This is a genomic window from Marinobacterium halophilum, assembly GCF_003014615.1.
Classification (GTDB): Bacteria; Pseudomonadota; Gammaproteobacteria; order Pseudomonadales; family Balneatricaceae; genus Marinobacterium; species Marinobacterium halophilum.
This window is the reverse complement of the sequence record NZ_PYGI01000014.1, coordinates 24,600-42,439: the sequence shown is the minus strand read 5'-3', so window position 1 is coordinate 42,439 and position 17,840 is coordinate 24,600. Positions and strand designations below refer to the sequence as shown.

Genomic DNA, 17,840 nt, shown 5'->3' with positions numbered 1-17,840 from the left:
GATCAAACTTACCTTGTTGTCAGAACAAACGGGTCAACCACAATCCGGCACCTAGTGCCGCAATGCACAATGAAACACTCAATAATATATAAATCAGCGCCGACATGACATGCCCCTCACCGATCATAGCCACGGTTTCCAGCGAAAAGGTGGAAAAGGTAGTAAAGGCTCCGAGAAAGCCCACCATCAACAGTGGCCTCAATTCCGGCGACAATTTTGCCCGTTCCAGAATCAAGACAAAACAGACGCCCATCAAGAAAGATCCTGCCACATTTACGCTTAGTGTACCGAAAGGCAACCGGTGTTCAGCATTATTGAGCAAGCCGCTCACCCAGTAACGCCCCATGGCTCCCAAGGCTCCGCCGAGCGCCACGGCCAGCATGTGCATCATCGCCGTTTCCCATATCGCTGCTTCGGGCTCTGCGCATCCTGCTGCCGCAAGCGCTGCAGCTTTTCCCGAATCTTTATTTCCAAACCCCGTGGCTCAGGTGCATACCAGCTGCGATCCGCAATCGCTTCGGGCAGATAATTTTCACCCGCCGCATACGCATCAGGCTCGTCATGCGCATACCGGTATTCGGCACCATACCCCAGATCCTTCATCAGACTGGTTGGCGCATTGCGCAGATGCTCTGGTACCGGGAGCGAACCCTCTTGACGAACATCAGCCTGACATTGCTTGAAGGCCCGGTATACCGCATTGCTTTTGGGGGCGCTGGCACAGTAAATCGCGGCCTGCGCAATCGCCCGCTCGCCTTCAGCCGGTCCTACACGTTCAAATGCATCCCACGCCGATAAAACCACCTGCATCGCGCGCGGGTCGGCATTACCGATGTCCTCGGAGGCAATGGCCACCAGTCGACGCGCGATCGTCAGCGGATCAGCCCCGCCATCCAGCATCCGGCAGTACCAATACAGGGCACCGTCGGGTGATGAGCCGCGTACCGACTTGTGAAACGCCGATAACATATCGTAAAAATGATCACCGCCCTTATCGAACCGACGCCCTCCGGCTTGCAGGACTTCGGTCAGCGCATCGACTGTGACCTCATGGCCGCCGTCAGTTCGTGGCTGTGCCAAGTCAGCAGCAATTTCAAGCAAGTTGAGTGCGGTGCGAGCGTCACCATCGGCAGCCAACACCAGCTGCTCGCGCATCTCAGGCTCCAGTTGCAGCTGCAGACTACCCAACCCCTGCTCAGAATCGTTCAATGCCTGATCAATGACCTGCAGCAATTCAGGCTGGCTCAGAGAACGCAGCAGGTAGACCCGTGCACGCGACAGCAGTGCGTTGTTCAGCTCGAAAGAAGGATTCTCGGTAGTCGCCCCGATGAAAATTACCGTGCCGTCTTCGACATACGGCAGAAAAGCATCCTGCTGGGACTTGTTGAACCGGTGAACCTCGTCAACAAACAGAATTGCCTTGCGCCCGCTCTGGGCTTTTACCTGTCGTGCCTCATCAACGGCCTGGCGGATCTCTTTAACCCCGGCCAGCACGGCCGAAACGGTCATGAAGTGGGCATCCACCTGATGCGCAACCAGCTGCGCCAGCGTGGTCTTGCCCACCCCCGGAGGCCCCCACAGAATCATGGAGTGGATTGCACCCTGCTCCAGCGCCTGACGCAGGGGCTTACCGGGCGCAAGCAGGTGGCTCTGACCAATGTATCCCTGCAGTGTACGAGGCCGCATCCGGGCAGCCAGTGGCTGATACCCCTGCACCTGCTCGGCAAACAGATCCTGCATTACTGACCCGGGTCCAGAATCACATCGGCACCGGCTGGCGGCTCGAAGGTAAACACGTCGTCCGCCAGTTGCGGGTCGTACTCAAGGTCATGCAATACCAGCATACTGCGCTGCCCCAGACTGTCTTCCATCGACAGCTCACTGATCTGCTGCTGCTCAAACAACAGCCGGATGCGTGTAAAGGTGCTGTTTTCACTGTCAATTGGCCGCAGCTCATACAGCGACGTACCGCTGTCATTAGAGTCGATGCGCTCAATGGTAAAACGTTTACTCAACGCTTCAATCTGCCCATTGAGGATCATTGCGGGAGCACTGTTGCTCTGCCCATTCGCCGCTTTTCGGGTGACCTGCTCCAGGTCGGGGTCGTGGATCCAGATGTAATCGCCATCACTGACGATCTCCTGCACGAAGGGTGCTTCGGTGATCCAACGGAACTGGTTCGGGCGGGCCACCATGAAGTAGCCACTGGAGTCCTCAGCCCGCGCACCATCGCCATTAAGGGCAAATTGGGTGAAACTTGCCTTGGCTGATTCATGCCCCGACAGCAGACGACTCAAGTCATCCACCGCATCAGCCTGCACAGCACCTGCAGACAGTACGAATAAGGCCGCTGCCAGAAAACGCTTCAACATTGTTCTAGTCCCTCGGTGGTGGTGGTGCCAGCACTTCACGCTGGCCATTGCTGCCGGCTTCTGACACAACACCGGCGGCCTCCATGGATTCAATCATGCGAGCGGCGCGGTTATAGCCGATCTTGAGCCTGCGCTGAACGCTGGAGATGGATGCCTTGCGCGAATCGGTCACAAAGGCCACCGCTTCATCGTACAGCGGGTCCTGCTCGTCATCGAACAGATTGCCGCCACCAGCACCCGATTCCCCACCCCCATCCGACAGATTGACGTCGATATAGTTCGGCGTACCCAGCAGCTTCCACTGCTCAACCACTCGGTGGACTTCGTCATCGCTGACAAACGCGCCATGTACACGGTTAGGGATACTGGTTCCTGCGGGTACGTAGAGCATATCCCCGTAGCCCAGAAGACTTTCAGCACCGCCCTGATCAAGAATGGTACGTGAGTCAATCTTGGACGATACCTGGAATGCGATACGAGTCGGAATATTGGCCTTGATCAAACCGGTAATAACGTCCACAGAGGGGCGCTGCGTCGCCAGAATCAAGTGTATACCGGCGGCACGGGCCTTCTGCGCGATACGGGCAATCAGCTCTTCGACCTTCTTGCCGACCATCATCATCATGTCGGCAAATTCATCGATCACTACAACGATATACGGTAATGTCTCCAGCGCCGGTGCAGGCTCATCATCCGGCAAGCCATAGCTTTGCGGATTCCACAGCGGATCAGTGAGGGGTTGTCCGGCTTCTTGGGCACTAAGTACCTTGTCATTGAATCCCGCCAGGTTACGCACGCCCATTTTCGCCATCAACTTATAGCGCCGTTCCATCTCCGCCACGCACCAGCGCAATCCACCCGCCGCTTCCTTCATGTCAGTGATGACCGGCGTCAGCAGATGCGGAACACCTTCATAGATCGACAGTTCCAGCATTTTGGGGTCGACCAGAATCAAACGCACCTCTTCCGGAGTGGCCTTGAGCAGAAGGCTCAGCAGCATGGCATTGACGCCAACGGACTTGCCGGAGCCGGTTGTACCCGCCACCAGCAAGTGGGGCATTTTTGCCAGGTTGGCGACAACCGGGTTACCGGCAATATCATTACCCAATGCCAGCGTCAGGCGTGAAGACGCTTCCAAATACGGCTTGGCATTCAGCACTTCACTCAGCTGTACGGTTTGGCGTACTTCATTGGGGATTTCAACACCCACAACGGACTTGCCCGGAATAACCTCAACCACACGCACACTGGACACCGCCATGGAACGCGCCAAGTCACGCGATAGATTAGAGATCTTGCTGGCTTTAACGCCCGGCGCAGGCTGAAGTTCAAACCGGGTAATAACCGGTCCAGGATTAACCTCAACTACCTCAGCAACGACACCAAAGTCTTTAAGCTTGGTTTCCAGCAGGCGGGACATCTGTTCCAGATCATCTTCGCTGTAACCGTCCTGATGCTGTTCCGCAGGGGGGTCCAGCAGATCCAGTGACGGCAAGCGCGGAAGCTCCTTGCGCTTCTGTGTCGGTGCCGGCTCGCTCTCTTCAGCCAACGGCTGATGTGTCTCGGACAACGGCACGATTTTAAGGTTCTTCTTGGCCAGAACCTCTTCGGCCACCACTGGCGCAGTGGACGATGCTACCGATGGCGATGTCGCCACTTCAGGCTTGGCTACTGCTTGCTCAGCATTACGGGGAGCCTTTGCTGGCGCAGCAGGCTTGGCTGATACTGCTGCAGGCGCTACTCGCGGCTGCAGGGCTTCCAGCGATGGCTCTACCCGCGTCGTTTTTGTCGGCGCCGGTGATGCAGGAGTGACAGCGGACGGGGTATCAGCTTGCTTTAGCTGGCTTGCCGGGCGGCTTTTATGTTCGACCAACGTTTCCGCTTCATCCTGCCAGCGAGGTTCGGTTTCCACTTCGGTCCGCGAAAATACACCTGATGACAAACGCTCACGCACCTGTTCAACCAGTGCCAACAAGCTGCCGCCCAAACGCTCCAGTGCATCGCGCCATGAAATTTCAATAAACAGCGTCAACCCGAGCAATAGCGATGTCCATAAAAGAACCGAACTGCCGGTAACACTGAACCAACTGACACTCCAATCCGACAGCGCCTCACCCAGCAACCCGCCGACCGTAAACGGATAATGCAGACCCTCATTGGACAGGTGAATTGATGCCAATGCGCACAGACTCAGCAGAAACACGAATGCACCGGTGGTACGCAACATCAGAAATGGAAGACTATCGAGCAAGCCGTGTTTGGGGCGTCTCAGAAAACGCCAGGCAGGCATTAACAGCAGCACAGGCAAAAGATAGGCGCCAATACCAATCGAGGCAATGACACCGTCGGCCAGCCAAGCGCCTGCGGCACCGGTAAAATTTTCCACGCGGGGCTGGTAACCGAGATGGGACCAGCCGGGATCTCTCGGGTCATAGCCAATCAATGCCAACAACAGAAACAGGTTGGCACCGATCAACAAAATCAGGCCACTTTCTCGGGCTATACTGAGTAACTGTTCCGCCAGTGGGGGTGGGCTTTGGGGTTGCTTATCACTCAATCCGGTTATCCTTACACTCTACTGATCATCAGGCTTCGGCAAAAATACCATAATCCGCATCAAGACGCCGAATATTGACTGCTCACCGGGGTGATAATAGACAATCCGTCGCTTCGGGTTTAGAGTCAGCACCAATTTGCCGACGGTTCATTATACTTGAACCAGCTTACGATCATCTTAATGTGGAAACTGAACACTCATGAGCGAAGTACAGCATCATCGCCTGATTATTCTGGGATCCGGTCCTGCCGGTTACACTGCCGCCGTATACGCTGCACGTGCCAACCTCAACCCGATCATCATCACCGGCATGCAGGCTGGTGGCCAGCTGACCACCACTACCGATGTCGACAACTGGCCCGGTGATGTAGACGGCGTCCAGGGTCCGGAACTGATGCAGCGCATGCAAGCCCACGCCGAGCGTTTCAACACCCAGGTAATTTTCGATCACATCAACGAAACCGACCTGCAGAACCGTCCTTTCCGTCTGAAGGGCGATATGGGTGAGTACACCTGTGACGCACTGATCATTGCAACCGGCGCGTCAGCTCAGTACCTGGGACTGGAATCTGAAGAAGCGTTCATGGGCAAAGGCGTCAGCGCCTGCGCAACCTGTGATGGTTTCTTCTACCGTGGCCAGAAAGTCGCTGTTATCGGTGGTGGCAACACGGCCGTTGAAGAGGCGCTGTACCTGTCCAACATCGCGGCTGAAGTCACCTTGATTCACCGTCGGGACAGCCTGCGTTCGGAAAAAATCCTCCAGGACAAGATCATGGAGCGTGCAGCGAACGGCAACATCAACATCCTGTGGAATCACCAGCTGGATGAAGTGTTGGGCGACAATTCCGGTGTAACCGGCTTGCGCGCACGCAGCACTCTTGACGACAGCACTCAGGAACTGGAACTGCAGGGCGTGTTCGTGGCGATCGGCCATAAACCCAACACCGACCTGTTTACCGGTCAGCTGGACATGGAAGACGGCTATCTGAAAATCCGTTCCGGACTGGACGGCAACGCCACCCAGACCAGCATCGAGGGCGTGTTTGCCGCCGGTGATGTCTGCGATCACAATTACCGCCAGGCAATTACATCGGCCGGTTTTGGCTGCATGGCCGCACTGGACGCTGAAAAATACCTGGATGACCTCGACAGCTGATGATTCCCTGGCTGGCTGATGACAGCCTTGATTTCCCCCCGCTTGAGCAGGCACTGGTCGAACCGGACGGCCTGCTCGCAGCGGGAGGGGACTTGAGCAAGGCGCGGCTACTCAACGCATACCGCAGCGGCATATTCCCCTGGTATAACCCCGGCGAGCCGATTCTGTGGTGGAGCCCTGATCCGCGCTGTGTCATTTTCCCGGATGAACTATACCTGTCACGCAGCATGCGTAAGCGCCTGCGCAAACAGGACTATACCGTCACGTTCGATCAAGCTTTTGATCGCGTCGTAGCCGCTTGTGCAGCTCCCCGGCGCAAACAGGATGGCACCTGGATCAGCGACGACATATTCAAAGCTTATTTTAACCTGCACCAACACGGCATCGCCCACTCGGTCGAAGTCTGGATTGACCAACAGCTGGTTGGCGGTCTATACGGGTTGAGTATAGGACGGGTCTTTTTTGGTGAGTCGATGTTTTCAACACAACGCGACTGTTCAAAAATTGCTTTCGCCTGGCTGACGACACAACTGCAAGCCTGGGGTTACGGACTGATTGACTGCCAAGTTTATAATGATCACCTGGCCAGCTTGGGCGCGACCGAAATACCGCGTTCATTGTTCAAGACAGAGCTGCATCACTTGCGTGACCAAACACTTACTCACGCATGGGAGTTCTCGATCGGCCGTGATGACATTCTGAGGGAGCGACATGAGTAATCTGCGCACGCTGAAATTCTATGCCACGCCAGAACATGATTGCAGCTACCTGCCTGGGAAACAGGCACGAACCCTCTTTGTTGACCCTCGCGCGGTTATGGATCGTAGCATCTACAGCCAACTGTCCGATCTGGGCTTCCGCCGCAGCGGCAGCCATGTCTACAGGCCCCATTGCGAGGCCTGTCAGGCCTGTATTTCGGTACGCATCCCGGTCGACCAGTTTCAGCCGTCGAAAACACAGCAACGCATCGAAAAACGCAACGCTGATTTGATTGTCACATCACTCCCCTGTGTCATGAGCGATGAATATTATGCGCTTTATGAGCGCTATATATGCCAGCGCCATGCCGATGGCGATATGCATCCCCCAAGCCAGGAGCAGTTTATCAACTTCCTGGTTGAAGGCGGTGTCGACAGTTACTTCAGCGAGTTTCGCACAGCTGATGGCGAATTGCTGGCTGTTGCCGTATCTGACCGTCTGGACCAGGGACTGTCGGCTTTATATACGTTTTATAGCCCAGAGGCAGATAAACGCAGTCTTGGGGTATATGCAATACTCTGGCAAATTCGCCAGGCACAACGCGCAGGCCTGCCCTATCTTTATTTGGGATATTGGGTGAAAGAATGCCGTAAAATGCGCTATAAAACCGCTTATCGCCCCTTGGAAATGCTGCACAACGGAGAGTGGCAATTTGTGCCTTTGGCATAATCCAAGGATAGATTTTGAATTCCCGCGCAACTTCAGGCAGAATATTGCGCTTTGCAAACAGGCAATACAGCCTAAAAGGTAGGTAATGAATGGCTAAAGAAGATTCATTTGAAATGGAAGGGACTGTTGTCGATACCCTTCCGAACACCATGTTCCGTGTTGAACTTGAAAACGGTCATGTTGTTACAGCTCATATTTCCGGCAAGATGCGTAAGAACTACATCCGCATCCTGACTGGCGACAAGGTCAAGGTTGAATTGACCCCCTACGACCTGAGCAAGGGTCGCATCGTCTACCGCGCCCGCTAATACTCCAGGCGCGGTTGCGTGCGGTGGATGGCAGCCTTCAGGCTGCCACTGCTGCTACCTCTACACAAATCTCCCCATCTGCTCCAACACTGATATCCACTTCACCACCTGATTCTGCCAACTCACCGAACAGAATCATTTCGGCCAACGGTTTCTTCAGCTTTTCCTGGATAAGACGTTGCATTGGACGTGCGCCCATCTTCTCGTCATAGCCATGCTCAGCCAGCCACAAACGCGCTTCATCATCGACATTCAGCACTACCCGCTTCTCATCCAGCTGAGCCTGAAGTTCGGTCAGGAATTTATCGACGACACCCTTAACGATTTCCAGCGTCAGCGCCTTGAACTGAATTACGGCATCCAGACGGTTACGGAACTCCGGCGTAAACAGCTTTTTCAAGGCCTCCATGGCATCCGTGCTGTGATCCTGGGAAGTAAAGCCGATAGAAGGACGGCTCAGGGCTTCAGCCCCTGCGTTGGTAGTCATGACCAGGATTACATTGCGGAAGTCCGCCTTGCGCCCGTTATTGTCCGTCAGCGTGCCGTTATCCATCACCTGCAACAGCAGATTAAACACTTCAGGATGCGCTTTTTCGATCTCATCCAGCAGTAAGACGCAATGCGGCGACTTGGTGACCGCCTCGGTCAACAGACCGCCCTGATCAAAGCCAACATATCCAGGAGGCGCACCGATCAACCGTGATACGGTATGCCGTTCCATGTACTCGGACATATCAAACCGCACCAGCTCAATACCCATGATACGCGCCAGCTGCTGGGTGACTTCGGTTTTACCCACACCGGTAGGACCAGTGAACAAAAAGCTGCCTACGGGCTTATTAGGCTCCTTCAGGCCCGCGCGTGACAGTTTGATAGCAGAAGCCAGCGAGTCGATCGCTGTATCCTGCCCCAACACCACCATTTTCAGATTGGATTCCAGCTTGCGCAGCTGATCCTTGTCGGACGAAGAGACACTCTTCGGCGGAATGCGGGCAATTTTCGCCACCACGGTTTCCACCTCAATCACATCGATTACACGCTTGCGATTCTCTGGCGTCATCAGGCGCTGATAGGCACCCGCCTCGTCAATTACATCAATTGCCTTGTCCGGCATGTGCTTGTCATTGATGTAACGATCGGCAAGCTCGGCTGCGGCACGCAGGGCCGCATCCGTATATTCGATATCATGATGCTCTTCAAACCGCGACTTGAGCCCACGCAGAATGCGGTAGGTATCCTCAACATTGGGCTCAAGCACATCAATCTTCTGAAAACGACGAGCGAGTGCACGGTCTTTCTCAAAGATGCCACGAAATTCCTGAAAAGTTGTGGAACCGATACAGCGAATCTCGCCAGAACTCAGCAATGGCTTGAGCAGGTTGGAGGCATCCATGGAGCCGCCCGACGCTGCACCTGCGCCGATGATGGTATGAATTTCATCGATAAACAGGATGGAGCGAGGCTGCTCCTTGATCTCGTTGAGCAGCGCCTTCAACCTCTTCTCGAAATCACCGCGGTATTTGGTACCCGCCAGCAATGCTCCCAGGTCCAGCGCGTAAACCACACTATCGGCGATGATGTCTGGCACCTTACTTTCGATGATCAGTTTGGCCAGGCCTTCGGCGATCGCCGTTTTACCGACACCGGCCTCGCCCACCAACAGCGGGTTATTCTTGCGGCGACGGGACAGAATCTGCACTACCCGCTCCACTTCCGAGTCACGCCCCACCAGCGGATCGATCCGCCCCAATGCAGCCTGCTGGTTCAGGTTGACTGCATACTGAGCCAAGGCGCTTTTGCTCTTGTCGGTACTTTCCTCGCCCTCAACACCGGCTTCGTGATCATCAGCTTCGTTTTCATTAACCCGCGAAATACCGTGGGAAATGAAATTCACCACATCGACTCGCTCAACATTTTGCTGCTGCAGAACGAAAACCGAGTGACTTTCCTGCTCACTGAAGATCGCCACCAGCACATTGGCGCCGTTAACTTCCGTCTTGCCCGAGGATTGCACATGGAAGACCGCACGCTGCAACACGCGCTGAAAACCCAACGTCGGCTGGGTTTCCATGTTTGGAATATTTTCAGGCAGCAATGGAGTGGTTTCGTCGATAAACAGCGTCAACTGCTGACGCAGGCGATCCAGATCCGCACCGCAGGCACTCAACACCTCCGCCGCCTGACGGTTGTCGAGCAATGCCAACAGCAGGTGCTCGACCGTCATGAATTCATGTCGCTTATCCCGGGCAGACCGGAATGCAACGCTCAAGGTATCTTCAAGCTCTCGATTCAGCATGGCATTCGCCTCCGTCAGACCGTTTCCACTTCACACAGCAATGGGTGCTTGTTCTCTCTGGCATATTGATTCACCTGCGCAGCCTTGGTTTCGGCAACGTCTCGAGTATATACACCACATACGCCCTTACCTTGAGTATGGACTGCCAACATCACCTGTGTCGCTTTTTCCTGGTCCATTCCGAAAAAAATCATCAACACCTCAATGACGAAATCCATCGGCGTATAATCATCATTCATCAGCACCACACGATACATGGGCGGACGTTTCAGCTTCGGTTTGGCCTCGGCCGTTACCAGGCCGCTATCATGATGATCATCATCGGCATTATGGTCATTACTCATTAACCGGATCTCTTGCACCTGTTGTAACAACATCTCTACCTTCGATATTAGTCTAATATCCCACCGGAAAAGCCCTACTCTCTCTAGTGTCACAGACAGCAGATGCTATACTCGGCCTCTATACAAGGAGAGGTTAAAGGCAGCCTGCCCATAAGTCTACGCCGTTCATCGCCGACTTGGCCTGCCGCCCTGCCTGCTGTCCCTGAAGCAAACCGAAGCAATAAGGAACTCCGCGCCGCCACGGGCGACCGGATAATGACCTCAAGGGCAATGCCCCGAATGTCACAGGAGAATGTAGTGATGCAGGTAGGGACAGTAAAGTGGTTCAACAACGCCAAAGGCTATGGTTTTATCCTCTCGGAAGCGCATGAAGATGAGCTGTTTGCCCACTTCTCAGCGATTACCATGGACGGATACAAGAGCCTGAAAGCCGGTCAGGCCGTTAAATTTGAAATTCAGCAAGGCCCAAAAGGCTTGCACGCAATCAACATTCAACCGGCGGAGTGCTAAAACGCGCCAGATGTCGAAGATCCTTTTACTCAACAAGCCGTTCCGGGTATTGACCCAATTTACTGATCATGAGGATCGCTCGACACTTGCCGAGTTCATCAAGGCTCCCGGAGTCTACGCCGCCGGTCGGCTGGATTATGACTCCGAGGGTCTGCTGATTCTAACGGATGACGGCCGCTTGCAGCACCAGCTGGCCAACCCGGCCTTCAAAATGGCAAAAACCTACTTTGCCCAAGTCGACGGTTCTATCACGGATGAAGCGTTGGCGCGTTTGCGCAACGGGGTCACACTCAATGACGGCGCGACTCGACCCGCACAGGCAGAACGCGTACCTGAACCCGACTGGCTATGGTCACGCACACCTCCGGTGCGCTACCGCAAAGAACAACCCACCAGCTGGTTGAAGTTAACCATCACTGAAGGCCGTAACCGTCAGGTCAGGCGCATGACCGCCGAAGTTGGCTTCCCGACATTGCGCTTGATTCGCTGGGCAATTGGTCCCTGGTCACTGGATACGCTGGCACCGGGTAAATGGCGTGAAGAGCATATCAATCTTCCCGCCCCCCGCACCACCATACCGCGCAACAAACGCCAAACACCCACTCGCCGACCGCGCCGCTAGCCACTCTCGGACCAGCGTCGCGCCGCCGCAAGATCCGTACATTTTTGCTTCACCCACTGTTCACCGTCAGCCGTACGCTCTTTCTTCCAGAAGGGTGCATCACGCTTGAGGTAATCCATTAGAAACATGGCCGCTTCAAACCCTTCTGCCCGGTGCGCACTGGAAACACCCACAAATACGATATTGTCATTGGGTTGCAGCCATCCTACCCGATGACAGACGACAACACGTCCTAACGACCAGCGCCTGCGCGCCTGTACCACAATGGCCGCCAGCGCCTGCTCGGTCATGCCAGGATAGTGTTCCAGATAGAGCCCCTCGAGATTGCCGCTCACCAGATCACGCACAATACCGGTAAACGTGATGATTGCTCCGGCATCCCCCTCCCCTGCTTTCAACCAGGCATGCAGCTGACCGGGGTCGAAGTCTTCCTCATGCACCTTGACCACATCATGCACCATCACATTTTCTCCTCCGCTTACAGACAGACAACGACTGAATCAAACTGTTATCATTGACCCAAAGTAAAGCAGAGTATGATGGAGTTGTAATGCGCTGGACACCCCATGCGACGGTCGCATGCATCGTGGAACAGGATGGCCGTTTCCTGCTGGTGGAAGAGATTTCCAGTGGTCGCCACGTTATCAATCAGCCGGCAGGGCACCTGGAACAGGGCGAGAGCTTCATTGACGCCGCCAAACGTGAAACGCTGGAAGAAACCGGTTGGCTGGTAGAGCCCGAAGCACTATTGGGTTTGTATACATACACAGCCCCCGCCAATGGCGTGACATACCACCGCTTTTGCTTCATCGCACGCGCACTGGCATCCGTTCCCGACGCAGTATTGGACGAAGGCATTATCGGCCCTCTCTGGCTGACACGGGACGAGATTGCTGCACGACAGCCGGAGCTACGCAGCGAACTGGTCAGCCGTTGTATTGATGACTATTTGAGCGGGACACGCTACCCGCTGGACTTTATTCAGGAAACCGCTTGAACATGACAGCACCCAAACCCAACGCCCAGACCAAAGTCATCGTCGGCATGTCCGGCGGCGTGGACTCTTCCGTATCCGCCCTGCTGTTGCTACAACAGGGTTATCAGGTCGAAGGCCTGTTCATGAAGAACTGGGACGAGGATGACGGCACCGAGTACTGCACGGCCAAGGATGACATGGCGGACGCACAGGCAGTCTGCGACAAACTGGGCATTCACCTGCACAGTGCCAACTTCGCTGCCGAGTACTGGGATAATGTGTTCGAGCACTTCCTTGAAGAGTACAAGGCCGGCCGCACGCCCAACCCCGATATCCTGTGCAACCGAGAAATCAAGTTCAAGGCGTTTCTTGAATACGCTCAGGTACTCGGTGCCGACATGATTGCTACCGGTCATTACGTCCGTCGTGGCGAGCGCGATGGCCACGCGGTGCTGTTGAAAGGGCTGGACCCGAACAAGGACCAAAGCTATTTCCTGCATCAGGTTGGCACTGGCGAACTGCAGCAAACTCTGTTCCCTGTCGGCGAGCTGGAAAAGCCCGAGGTACGTCGCCTGGCCGAGGAGCACGGACTGGTCACCCATGACAAAAAAGACAGCACCGGCATCTGTTTTATCGGCGAGCGCCGCTTCAGTGACTTCCTGAAGCAGTATTTACCCGCCCAGCCCGGCAAGATCGAGACGCCTGATGGTGATGTAATCGGCGATCATCAAGGCCTGATGTACTACACCATTGGCCAGCGCCAGGGGCTCAAAATCGGCGGCCTCAAAAACTATCCGGAAGAGCCATGGTTCGCGGCCGCCAAAGATCTGGACCGCAACGTGCTGATCGCCGTTCAGGGCAAACACCCTCTGCTCTACTCTGACTGGCTTCATGCCGGTGATATTTTCTGGATCAGCGGTAAAGCTCCCCAGCTGCCGCTACACTGCAAAGCCAAGGTCCGCTACCGCCAGGCCGATCAGCCCTGCACCGTCGAAGCGGCACCCGAAGGCGGCTACCGGGTTGTATTTGACGAGCCTCAACGTGCGGTGACGCCCGGCCAGTCAGTTGTACTGTATCTGGATGACCTTTGCCTTGGCGGAGGTGTTATCGAGTTCACTTCACGCCCCTCAATTGCCGGCTCAGCCAAGGAATCCTGATGTCACGCCAACACGATGAACAGACCATTGCACTGGCTGGCATGTTTCAGGCTGCCAGCCTTGTTGACCAGATCGCTCAGCGCGGCATGGTGCCACAGAACAATTACGAAACCTGCATAGCCAGCCTGTTCGCGACCAATCCGAAGATAACCGAAGATGTGTATGGCGGTGTTAAGGATATTCCCTATGGCCTGAGCCTGGGACTACGCCACCTGCAGGACATGGTCGAGAAAAAAGAGGACGCCAGAAACAAGCAGATTGTGCAGTACGTACTTGGCATGATCATGCTTGAGCGCCAGCTGAACAAAAATCCTGACGTCATGGCCAAAGTCGGCGCGGGCATTGATGCGATTGCCCGCAAGGCGCACTATTTCAGCGAACACGATGAAAATTCTAACGCGCCACTCGCCCCTGTCGCCTATACCCACACGAACGTTGTTGCAGCACTGGATAACCTCTACCAGGAAACAATCAGCCAATTCAGTTTCCGTATCCAAATTGGCGGGGACCCGCGCCACCTGCAGAACACCGAAAATGCAGCTCGTATCCGCGCACTGCTACTGGCGGGCATTCGTGCCACCTTGCTGTGGCGCCAGGTCGGTGGCAAACGCTGGCACATGCTGTTCTTCCGCTCGCGTCTCAAGCCTTCACTGCATCGCATCATGCGGGGCTGACCACTCGGGCAGCCCCAAAGCCAGCATCAAGAACGATCGACATCCATCTTGTAGGGATTGACCGGCATAAGTTCTCGGGGCAATGGCTGCCGTCGTGCTCCTTCCTTGACGCCATAATGCGTCGACAGGTAATCCAGAATTGTCTTTTCTGTAGCTGCATCAAACTGCCACAGATTCTGGGTTGCCTGCATCCAACGGATCAAACCGAGCCAATAATTACGCGAGCCGCTATTCTGCGTCACCAGTCCTGCAGAATGGCACGCCGTGCAATTGCTACGCACCACTTCCCAACCGTCTGCCAGAATCAGCCCCGTGTCAGGATCTTTTTCCGCCGCTATCGCCGGCAGAGGCATCAGCAGAGGCATCAGCAGAGCCAGCACCAAAGCCGCCAGAGGTAATGTTTTCATGATACCTCCTCATGCCACCTGAACCGCGATGCGGTGGCAGGCATTATTCAGATAACCGCGCGGGTTCCAGCCCGGCACCACCATCGGTTGTGAACGGCCCTCGCTGTCCACGGCTCGCGCCCATACCTCGTAATAGCCCTTCTCGGGGAACTCAACACCGATGGACCAGTGCTGCCAGGCCAAGCGATTGGCAGGGGCTTGTAACGCTGCTTTCTGCCAGCTCGCACCGAAATCGATCGAAACATACACTTCTGCAACAGACAAATCTCCAGCCCATGCATGGCCACGCACTTCAAGCACCTGCCCTGCCGCATGAGTCACCCCGGATACGGGAGCAGTAACGAGTGATTTCACCGGCATGGAGCCAATAATCACCATATCTGATTTAGGTACCTCGGTACCTGGAGCTACAGGATATTTGGGCACGGCATAAGATGGTGGCGACATCTTTGCGCCATCATGCACCTTGTTGCGTATAACAATTTTCTTCAACCACTTGCCGGATACCGAGCCAGGCCAGCCCCCGCATACCAAACGCAGCGGATGGCCATTGAGTAGTGGCATATCTTCATCATTCATTGCCCAGGCAATCAGCGACTCATCCTCCATCGCCTTGGCGATCGGTACGCCACGAGAAATGGCTTCCTTGGACGGATCACGGCTCAGATGCTGATCGGCACCATAGTAGCCTATGTAAACCGCATCAGATTTGACGCCACAGGCTTCAAGCACATCGCGCAGGCGCACCCCGGTAAAACGGGGACACGCAACCGCGCCCAACGTCCATTGGTTGCCACTGGCTGACGGTACAAACTCGGAACGGCCATTACCGCCACACTCAACCTGCAACTGGTAGGTATGATGCTCAAATTTCTGTTTCAGTTCTGCAAGGGTAAAACTCATCGGGTTTTCACAGGATTCGCCCGCAATTTCCAGCGTCCAGGTGGCCGGATCGATCGATGCCATTTCCGGAGGCAAGCCATTATTGCGTACAAACATCCGACTGCCCGGCGTCACCGCATCATCCAGCAGGTGGGCCGGCGTTTCAGCATTGATCGGACGGTCATTCAGCACCGTCAACCCGTCCTTGCCCGCAAGCGCAAAGGGCTCGGTGGTATTAGCCAGGGCCGCAGGAATAAGCCCTCCCGGCATGTTGTCACCAAACGGGATGGCGCTTGCCCCCAGAGCCGAGGCCATCGCCAGCAGACTGGATCGTTTGAGAAAACCACGACGCGACGTCGGCTCTACTTCACGATCCCACAGCTGCCGATCAGCCTGAGTTGGATCTTCATCATAAAGCTCGTGGATACCACGGATATTGGCATTCTTTCCCGTAGGGTCGGGTATTTTCTTGCTCATGGCGGACACTCCTAAGGCCCGGCGGCTGCAGAGTCTCGACCCGTGTCGAGAGGGTCAGTCTGTCAGGCTGTTGTTATTGATATCACCGTGCCGACCAACACAAAGACATCGGTCTGGGCAGTCTCTTATACCTGAGCGTAGCAGGTTTTTTCACACCCGGATCATGCACCCAACAGTGGAACCAGCGTAACGGCATACCCAGTCGCGGCCATTTTCCGTATAATCGCCCCTTTAATGACACAAGCTAAAAGTGAGACTGTGTAACATGGAGCTTTCTGCCCTTACCGCCGTATCCCCGGTTGATGGACGCTATGGCAGCAAAACCGCTGACCTGCGTGCCGTATTCAGCGAATTCGGACTGATCCGTTTCCGCGTACAGGTCGAAATCCGCTGGTTGCAGCAGCTGGCTGCCCACCCGCAGATCCTGGAAGTCCCGGCCCTGAGCGCAGAAGCCAATGCCCTGCTGGATGGACTGGTTGATACCTTCAGTGTTGAGCACGCCGAGCGCATCAAAGAGATCGAGCGTACTACCAACCACGACGTGAAAGCGGTTGAGTACTTCATCAAGGAGCAGATCGCTGACAACGCCGAGCTGATGGCGGTCAACGAATTCGTTCACTTTGCCTGTACCTCCGAAGACATCAACAACCTGTCCCACGCATTGATGCTGCGTCACGGCCTTGAAGTGGTACGCGCACAGATGCAGCAGGTCAGCGATGCCATCGCCGAACTGGGTCGTGAACACGCCGACCAGCCGATGCTGTGCCGCACCCATGGCCAGACCGCTTCCCCAAGCACCATGGGCAAGGAAATGGCCAACGTCGCCTACCGCCTGCAGCGTCAGCTGAAGCAGATCGATCAGGTTGAACTGTTGGGCAAGATCAATGGCGCGGTAGGCAACTACAACGCTCACCTGTCTGCCTATGCCGATATCGACTGGGAAGCCAACGCCAAGTCTTTCGTTGAAAGCCTGGGCCTTAGCTGGAACCCGTACACCACTCAGATCGAGCCGCACGACTACATCGCCGAACTGTTTGACGCCGTGTGCCGCTTCAACACCATTCTGATCGACTTTGACCGCGATATCTGGGGTTACATCTCACTGGGCTTCTTCAAGCAGAAGACAGTCGCCGGTGAAGTGGGATCCTCCACCATGCCGCACAAGGTTAACCCGATCGACTTCGAGAACTCCGAAGGCAACTTGGGTATCGCCAACGCCATCATGCAGCATCTGGCGACCAAACTGCCGATCTCACGCTGGCAGCGTGACCTGACCGACTCTACTGTTCTGCGCAATCTAGGTGTTGGTTTTGGCCACAGCCTGATCGCCTATCAGGCGAGCCTCAAGGGCATCAGCAAGCTGGAGATCAACGCAGCGCGTCTGGCGGAAGATCTGGATAACGCCTGGGAAGTACTGGCCGAGCCGATCCAGACCGTGATGCGTCGCTACGGTATCGAAAAGCCATATGAAAAACTGAAAGACCTGACCCGTGGCAAGACCATGAATCAGGCTACCATTCAGGATTTCATCGATACTCTGGACATGCCTGAGAATGCCAAAGCCGAACTCAAGGTGCTGACACCGTCGCTGTATATCGGTAATGCAGCCGACCAGGCCAAGCGTATCTAAAGCTCACACGACGGGGCCTGAGGGCCCCGTTTTTACATCTCAAC

The 17,840-nt window shown here is 55.3% G+C and carries 18 protein-coding genes and 2 pseudogenes; 10 read left to right on the top strand and 10 right to left on the bottom strand.

Annotated elements, in window-relative coordinates; genetic code table 11:
• Positions 1-19: 19 nt before the first annotated feature.
• The 5 genes and pseudogenes from crcB to CLV44_RS17720 form a co-directional block, all read right to left on the bottom strand.
• Positions 20-391, bottom strand: coding sequence for a fluoride efflux transporter CrcB (gene crcB, locus CLV44_RS10655; protein WP_106592106.1), 372 nt, complete (start codon positions 389-391; stop codon positions 20-22).
• Entirely contained in the window at positions 388-1,740 is a 1,353-nt protein-coding gene (locus tag CLV44_RS10650) for a replication-associated recombination protein A (protein WP_106592105.1), read from the bottom strand. The genes crcB and CLV44_RS10650 overlap by 4 nt, the downstream gene beginning before the upstream one ends.
• Complete coding sequence (lolA, locus tag CLV44_RS10645) at positions 1,740-2,372, bottom strand: outer membrane lipoprotein periplasmic chaperone LolA (protein ID WP_106592104.1); 633 nt, start codon at positions 2,370-2,372, stop codon at positions 1,740-1,742. The genes CLV44_RS10650 and lolA overlap by 1 nt, the downstream gene beginning before the upstream one ends.
• 4 nt (positions 2,373-2,376) lie before the next feature.
• A pseudogene (locus CLV44_RS17725) lies at positions 2,377-3,867 on the bottom strand (DNA translocase FtsK); the annotation flags it as partial.
• A 546-nt stretch (positions 3,868-4,413) separates the two neighbouring features.
• Positions 4,414-4,815 (bottom strand): annotated as a pseudogene (locus CLV44_RS17720) (DNA translocase FtsK 4TM domain-containing protein); the annotation flags it as partial.
• Between the two features lie 313 nt (positions 4,816-5,128).
• Here CLV44_RS17720 and trxB point away from each other — a divergent pair.
• From trxB to infA, 4 genes are all read left to right on the top strand, one after another.
• Positions 5,129-6,085 (top strand): thioredoxin-disulfide reductase, encoded by a 957-nt coding sequence (gene trxB / locus CLV44_RS10635; RefSeq protein ID WP_106592102.1) that lies wholly within the window; start codon positions 5,129-5,131, stop codon positions 6,083-6,085.
• A complete protein-coding gene (gene aat / locus CLV44_RS10630) occupies positions 6,085-6,804 on the top strand; it encodes a leucyl/phenylalanyl-tRNA--protein transferase (protein ID WP_106592101.1) in 720 nt (239 codons plus the stop codon). Before trxB ends, aat begins: the two co-directional genes overlap by 1 nt.
• On the top strand, positions 6,797-7,513 hold the full coding sequence (locus CLV44_RS10625; RefSeq protein WP_106592100.1) for an arginyltransferase: 717 nt from the start codon (positions 6,797-6,799) through the stop codon (positions 7,511-7,513). Before aat ends, CLV44_RS10625 begins: the two co-directional genes overlap by 8 nt.
• 89 nt (positions 7,514-7,602) lie before the next feature.
• The gene (gene infA / locus CLV44_RS10620) at positions 7,603-7,821 is read left to right on the top strand and encodes a translation initiation factor IF-1 (protein ID WP_106592099.1); all 219 of its coding nucleotides are present in this window, start codon (positions 7,603-7,605) and stop codon (positions 7,819-7,821) included.
• 37 nt (positions 7,822-7,858) lie between these two features.
• Here infA and clpA read toward each other — a convergent pair whose 3' ends face one another.
• Together clpA and clpS are read right to left on the bottom strand one after the other, a co-directional pair.
• Entirely contained in the window at positions 7,859-10,117 is a 2,259-nt protein-coding gene (gene clpA / locus CLV44_RS10615) for an ATP-dependent Clp protease ATP-binding subunit ClpA (protein WP_106592098.1), read from the bottom strand.
• 14 nt (positions 10,118-10,131) lie between these two features.
• Positions 10,132-10,461, bottom strand: a complete 330-nt coding sequence (gene clpS, locus CLV44_RS10610; RefSeq protein ID WP_106592097.1) for an ATP-dependent Clp protease adapter ClpS — start codon at positions 10,459-10,461, stop codon at positions 10,132-10,134.
• A gap of 300 nt (positions 10,462-10,761) precedes the next feature.
• Between clpS and cspD the strand changes: the two genes are divergently transcribed.
• Entirely contained in the window at positions 10,762-10,971 is a 210-nt protein-coding gene (gene cspD / locus CLV44_RS10605; protein ID WP_106592096.1) for a cold shock domain-containing protein CspD, read from the top strand.
• Between the two features lie 10 nt (positions 10,972-10,981).
• Positions 10,982-11,593 carry a pseudouridine synthase gene (locus CLV44_RS10600; protein ID WP_106592095.1) on the top strand — a complete coding sequence of 204 codons (612 nt, stop codon included), beginning with the start codon at positions 10,982-10,984 and terminating at the stop codon, positions 11,591-11,593.
• Here the strand turns inward: CLV44_RS10600 and moaE are convergent.
• Positions 11,590-12,054 (bottom strand): molybdopterin synthase catalytic subunit MoaE, encoded by a 465-nt coding sequence (moaE, locus tag CLV44_RS10595; protein WP_106592094.1) that lies wholly within the window; start codon positions 12,052-12,054, stop codon positions 11,590-11,592. The two genes, CLV44_RS10600 and moaE, sit on opposite strands and share 4 nt — an antisense overlap.
• An 89-nt stretch (positions 12,055-12,143) precedes the next feature.
• Here moaE and CLV44_RS10590 point away from each other — a divergent pair, with 89 nt between their 5' ends.
• The 3 genes from CLV44_RS10590 to CLV44_RS10580 are packed head-to-tail and all read left to right on the top strand — an operon-like array spanning position 12,144 to position 14,400.
• Positions 12,144-12,590: an NUDIX hydrolase gene (locus CLV44_RS10590; protein WP_106592093.1), complete on the top strand. Its 447-nt coding sequence runs from the start codon at positions 12,144-12,146 to the stop codon at positions 12,588-12,590.
• A 2-nt stretch (positions 12,591-12,592) separates the two neighbouring features.
• A complete protein-coding gene (mnmA, locus tag CLV44_RS10585) occupies positions 12,593-13,726 on the top strand; it encodes a tRNA 2-thiouridine(34) synthase MnmA (RefSeq protein ID WP_106592092.1) in 1,134 nt (377 codons plus the stop codon).
• Positions 13,726-14,400 (top strand): lysogenization protein HflD, encoded by a 675-nt coding sequence (locus CLV44_RS10580; RefSeq protein ID WP_106592091.1) that lies wholly within the window; start codon positions 13,726-13,728, stop codon positions 14,398-14,400. Before mnmA ends, CLV44_RS10580 begins: the two co-directional genes overlap by 1 nt.
• A 26-nt stretch (positions 14,401-14,426) precedes the next feature.
• Here CLV44_RS10580 and CLV44_RS10575 read toward each other — a convergent pair whose 3' ends face one another.
• On the bottom strand, positions 14,427-14,807 hold the full coding sequence (locus CLV44_RS10575; protein ID WP_106592090.1) for a hypothetical protein: 381 nt from the start codon (positions 14,805-14,807) through the stop codon (positions 14,427-14,429).
• 9 nt (positions 14,808-14,816) lie between these two features.
• On the bottom strand, positions 14,817-16,166 hold the full coding sequence (locus tag CLV44_RS10570; protein ID WP_106592089.1) for a sulfite oxidase: 1,350 nt from the start codon (positions 16,164-16,166) through the stop codon (positions 14,817-14,819).
• A 265-nt stretch (positions 16,167-16,431) separates the two neighbouring features.
• Between CLV44_RS10570 and purB the strand changes: the two genes are divergently transcribed.
• Positions 16,432-17,796, top strand: a complete 1,365-nt coding sequence (gene purB, locus CLV44_RS10565; RefSeq protein ID WP_106592088.1) for an adenylosuccinate lyase — start codon at positions 16,432-16,434, stop codon at positions 17,794-17,796.
• Positions 17,797-17,840: the final 44 nt, after the last annotated feature.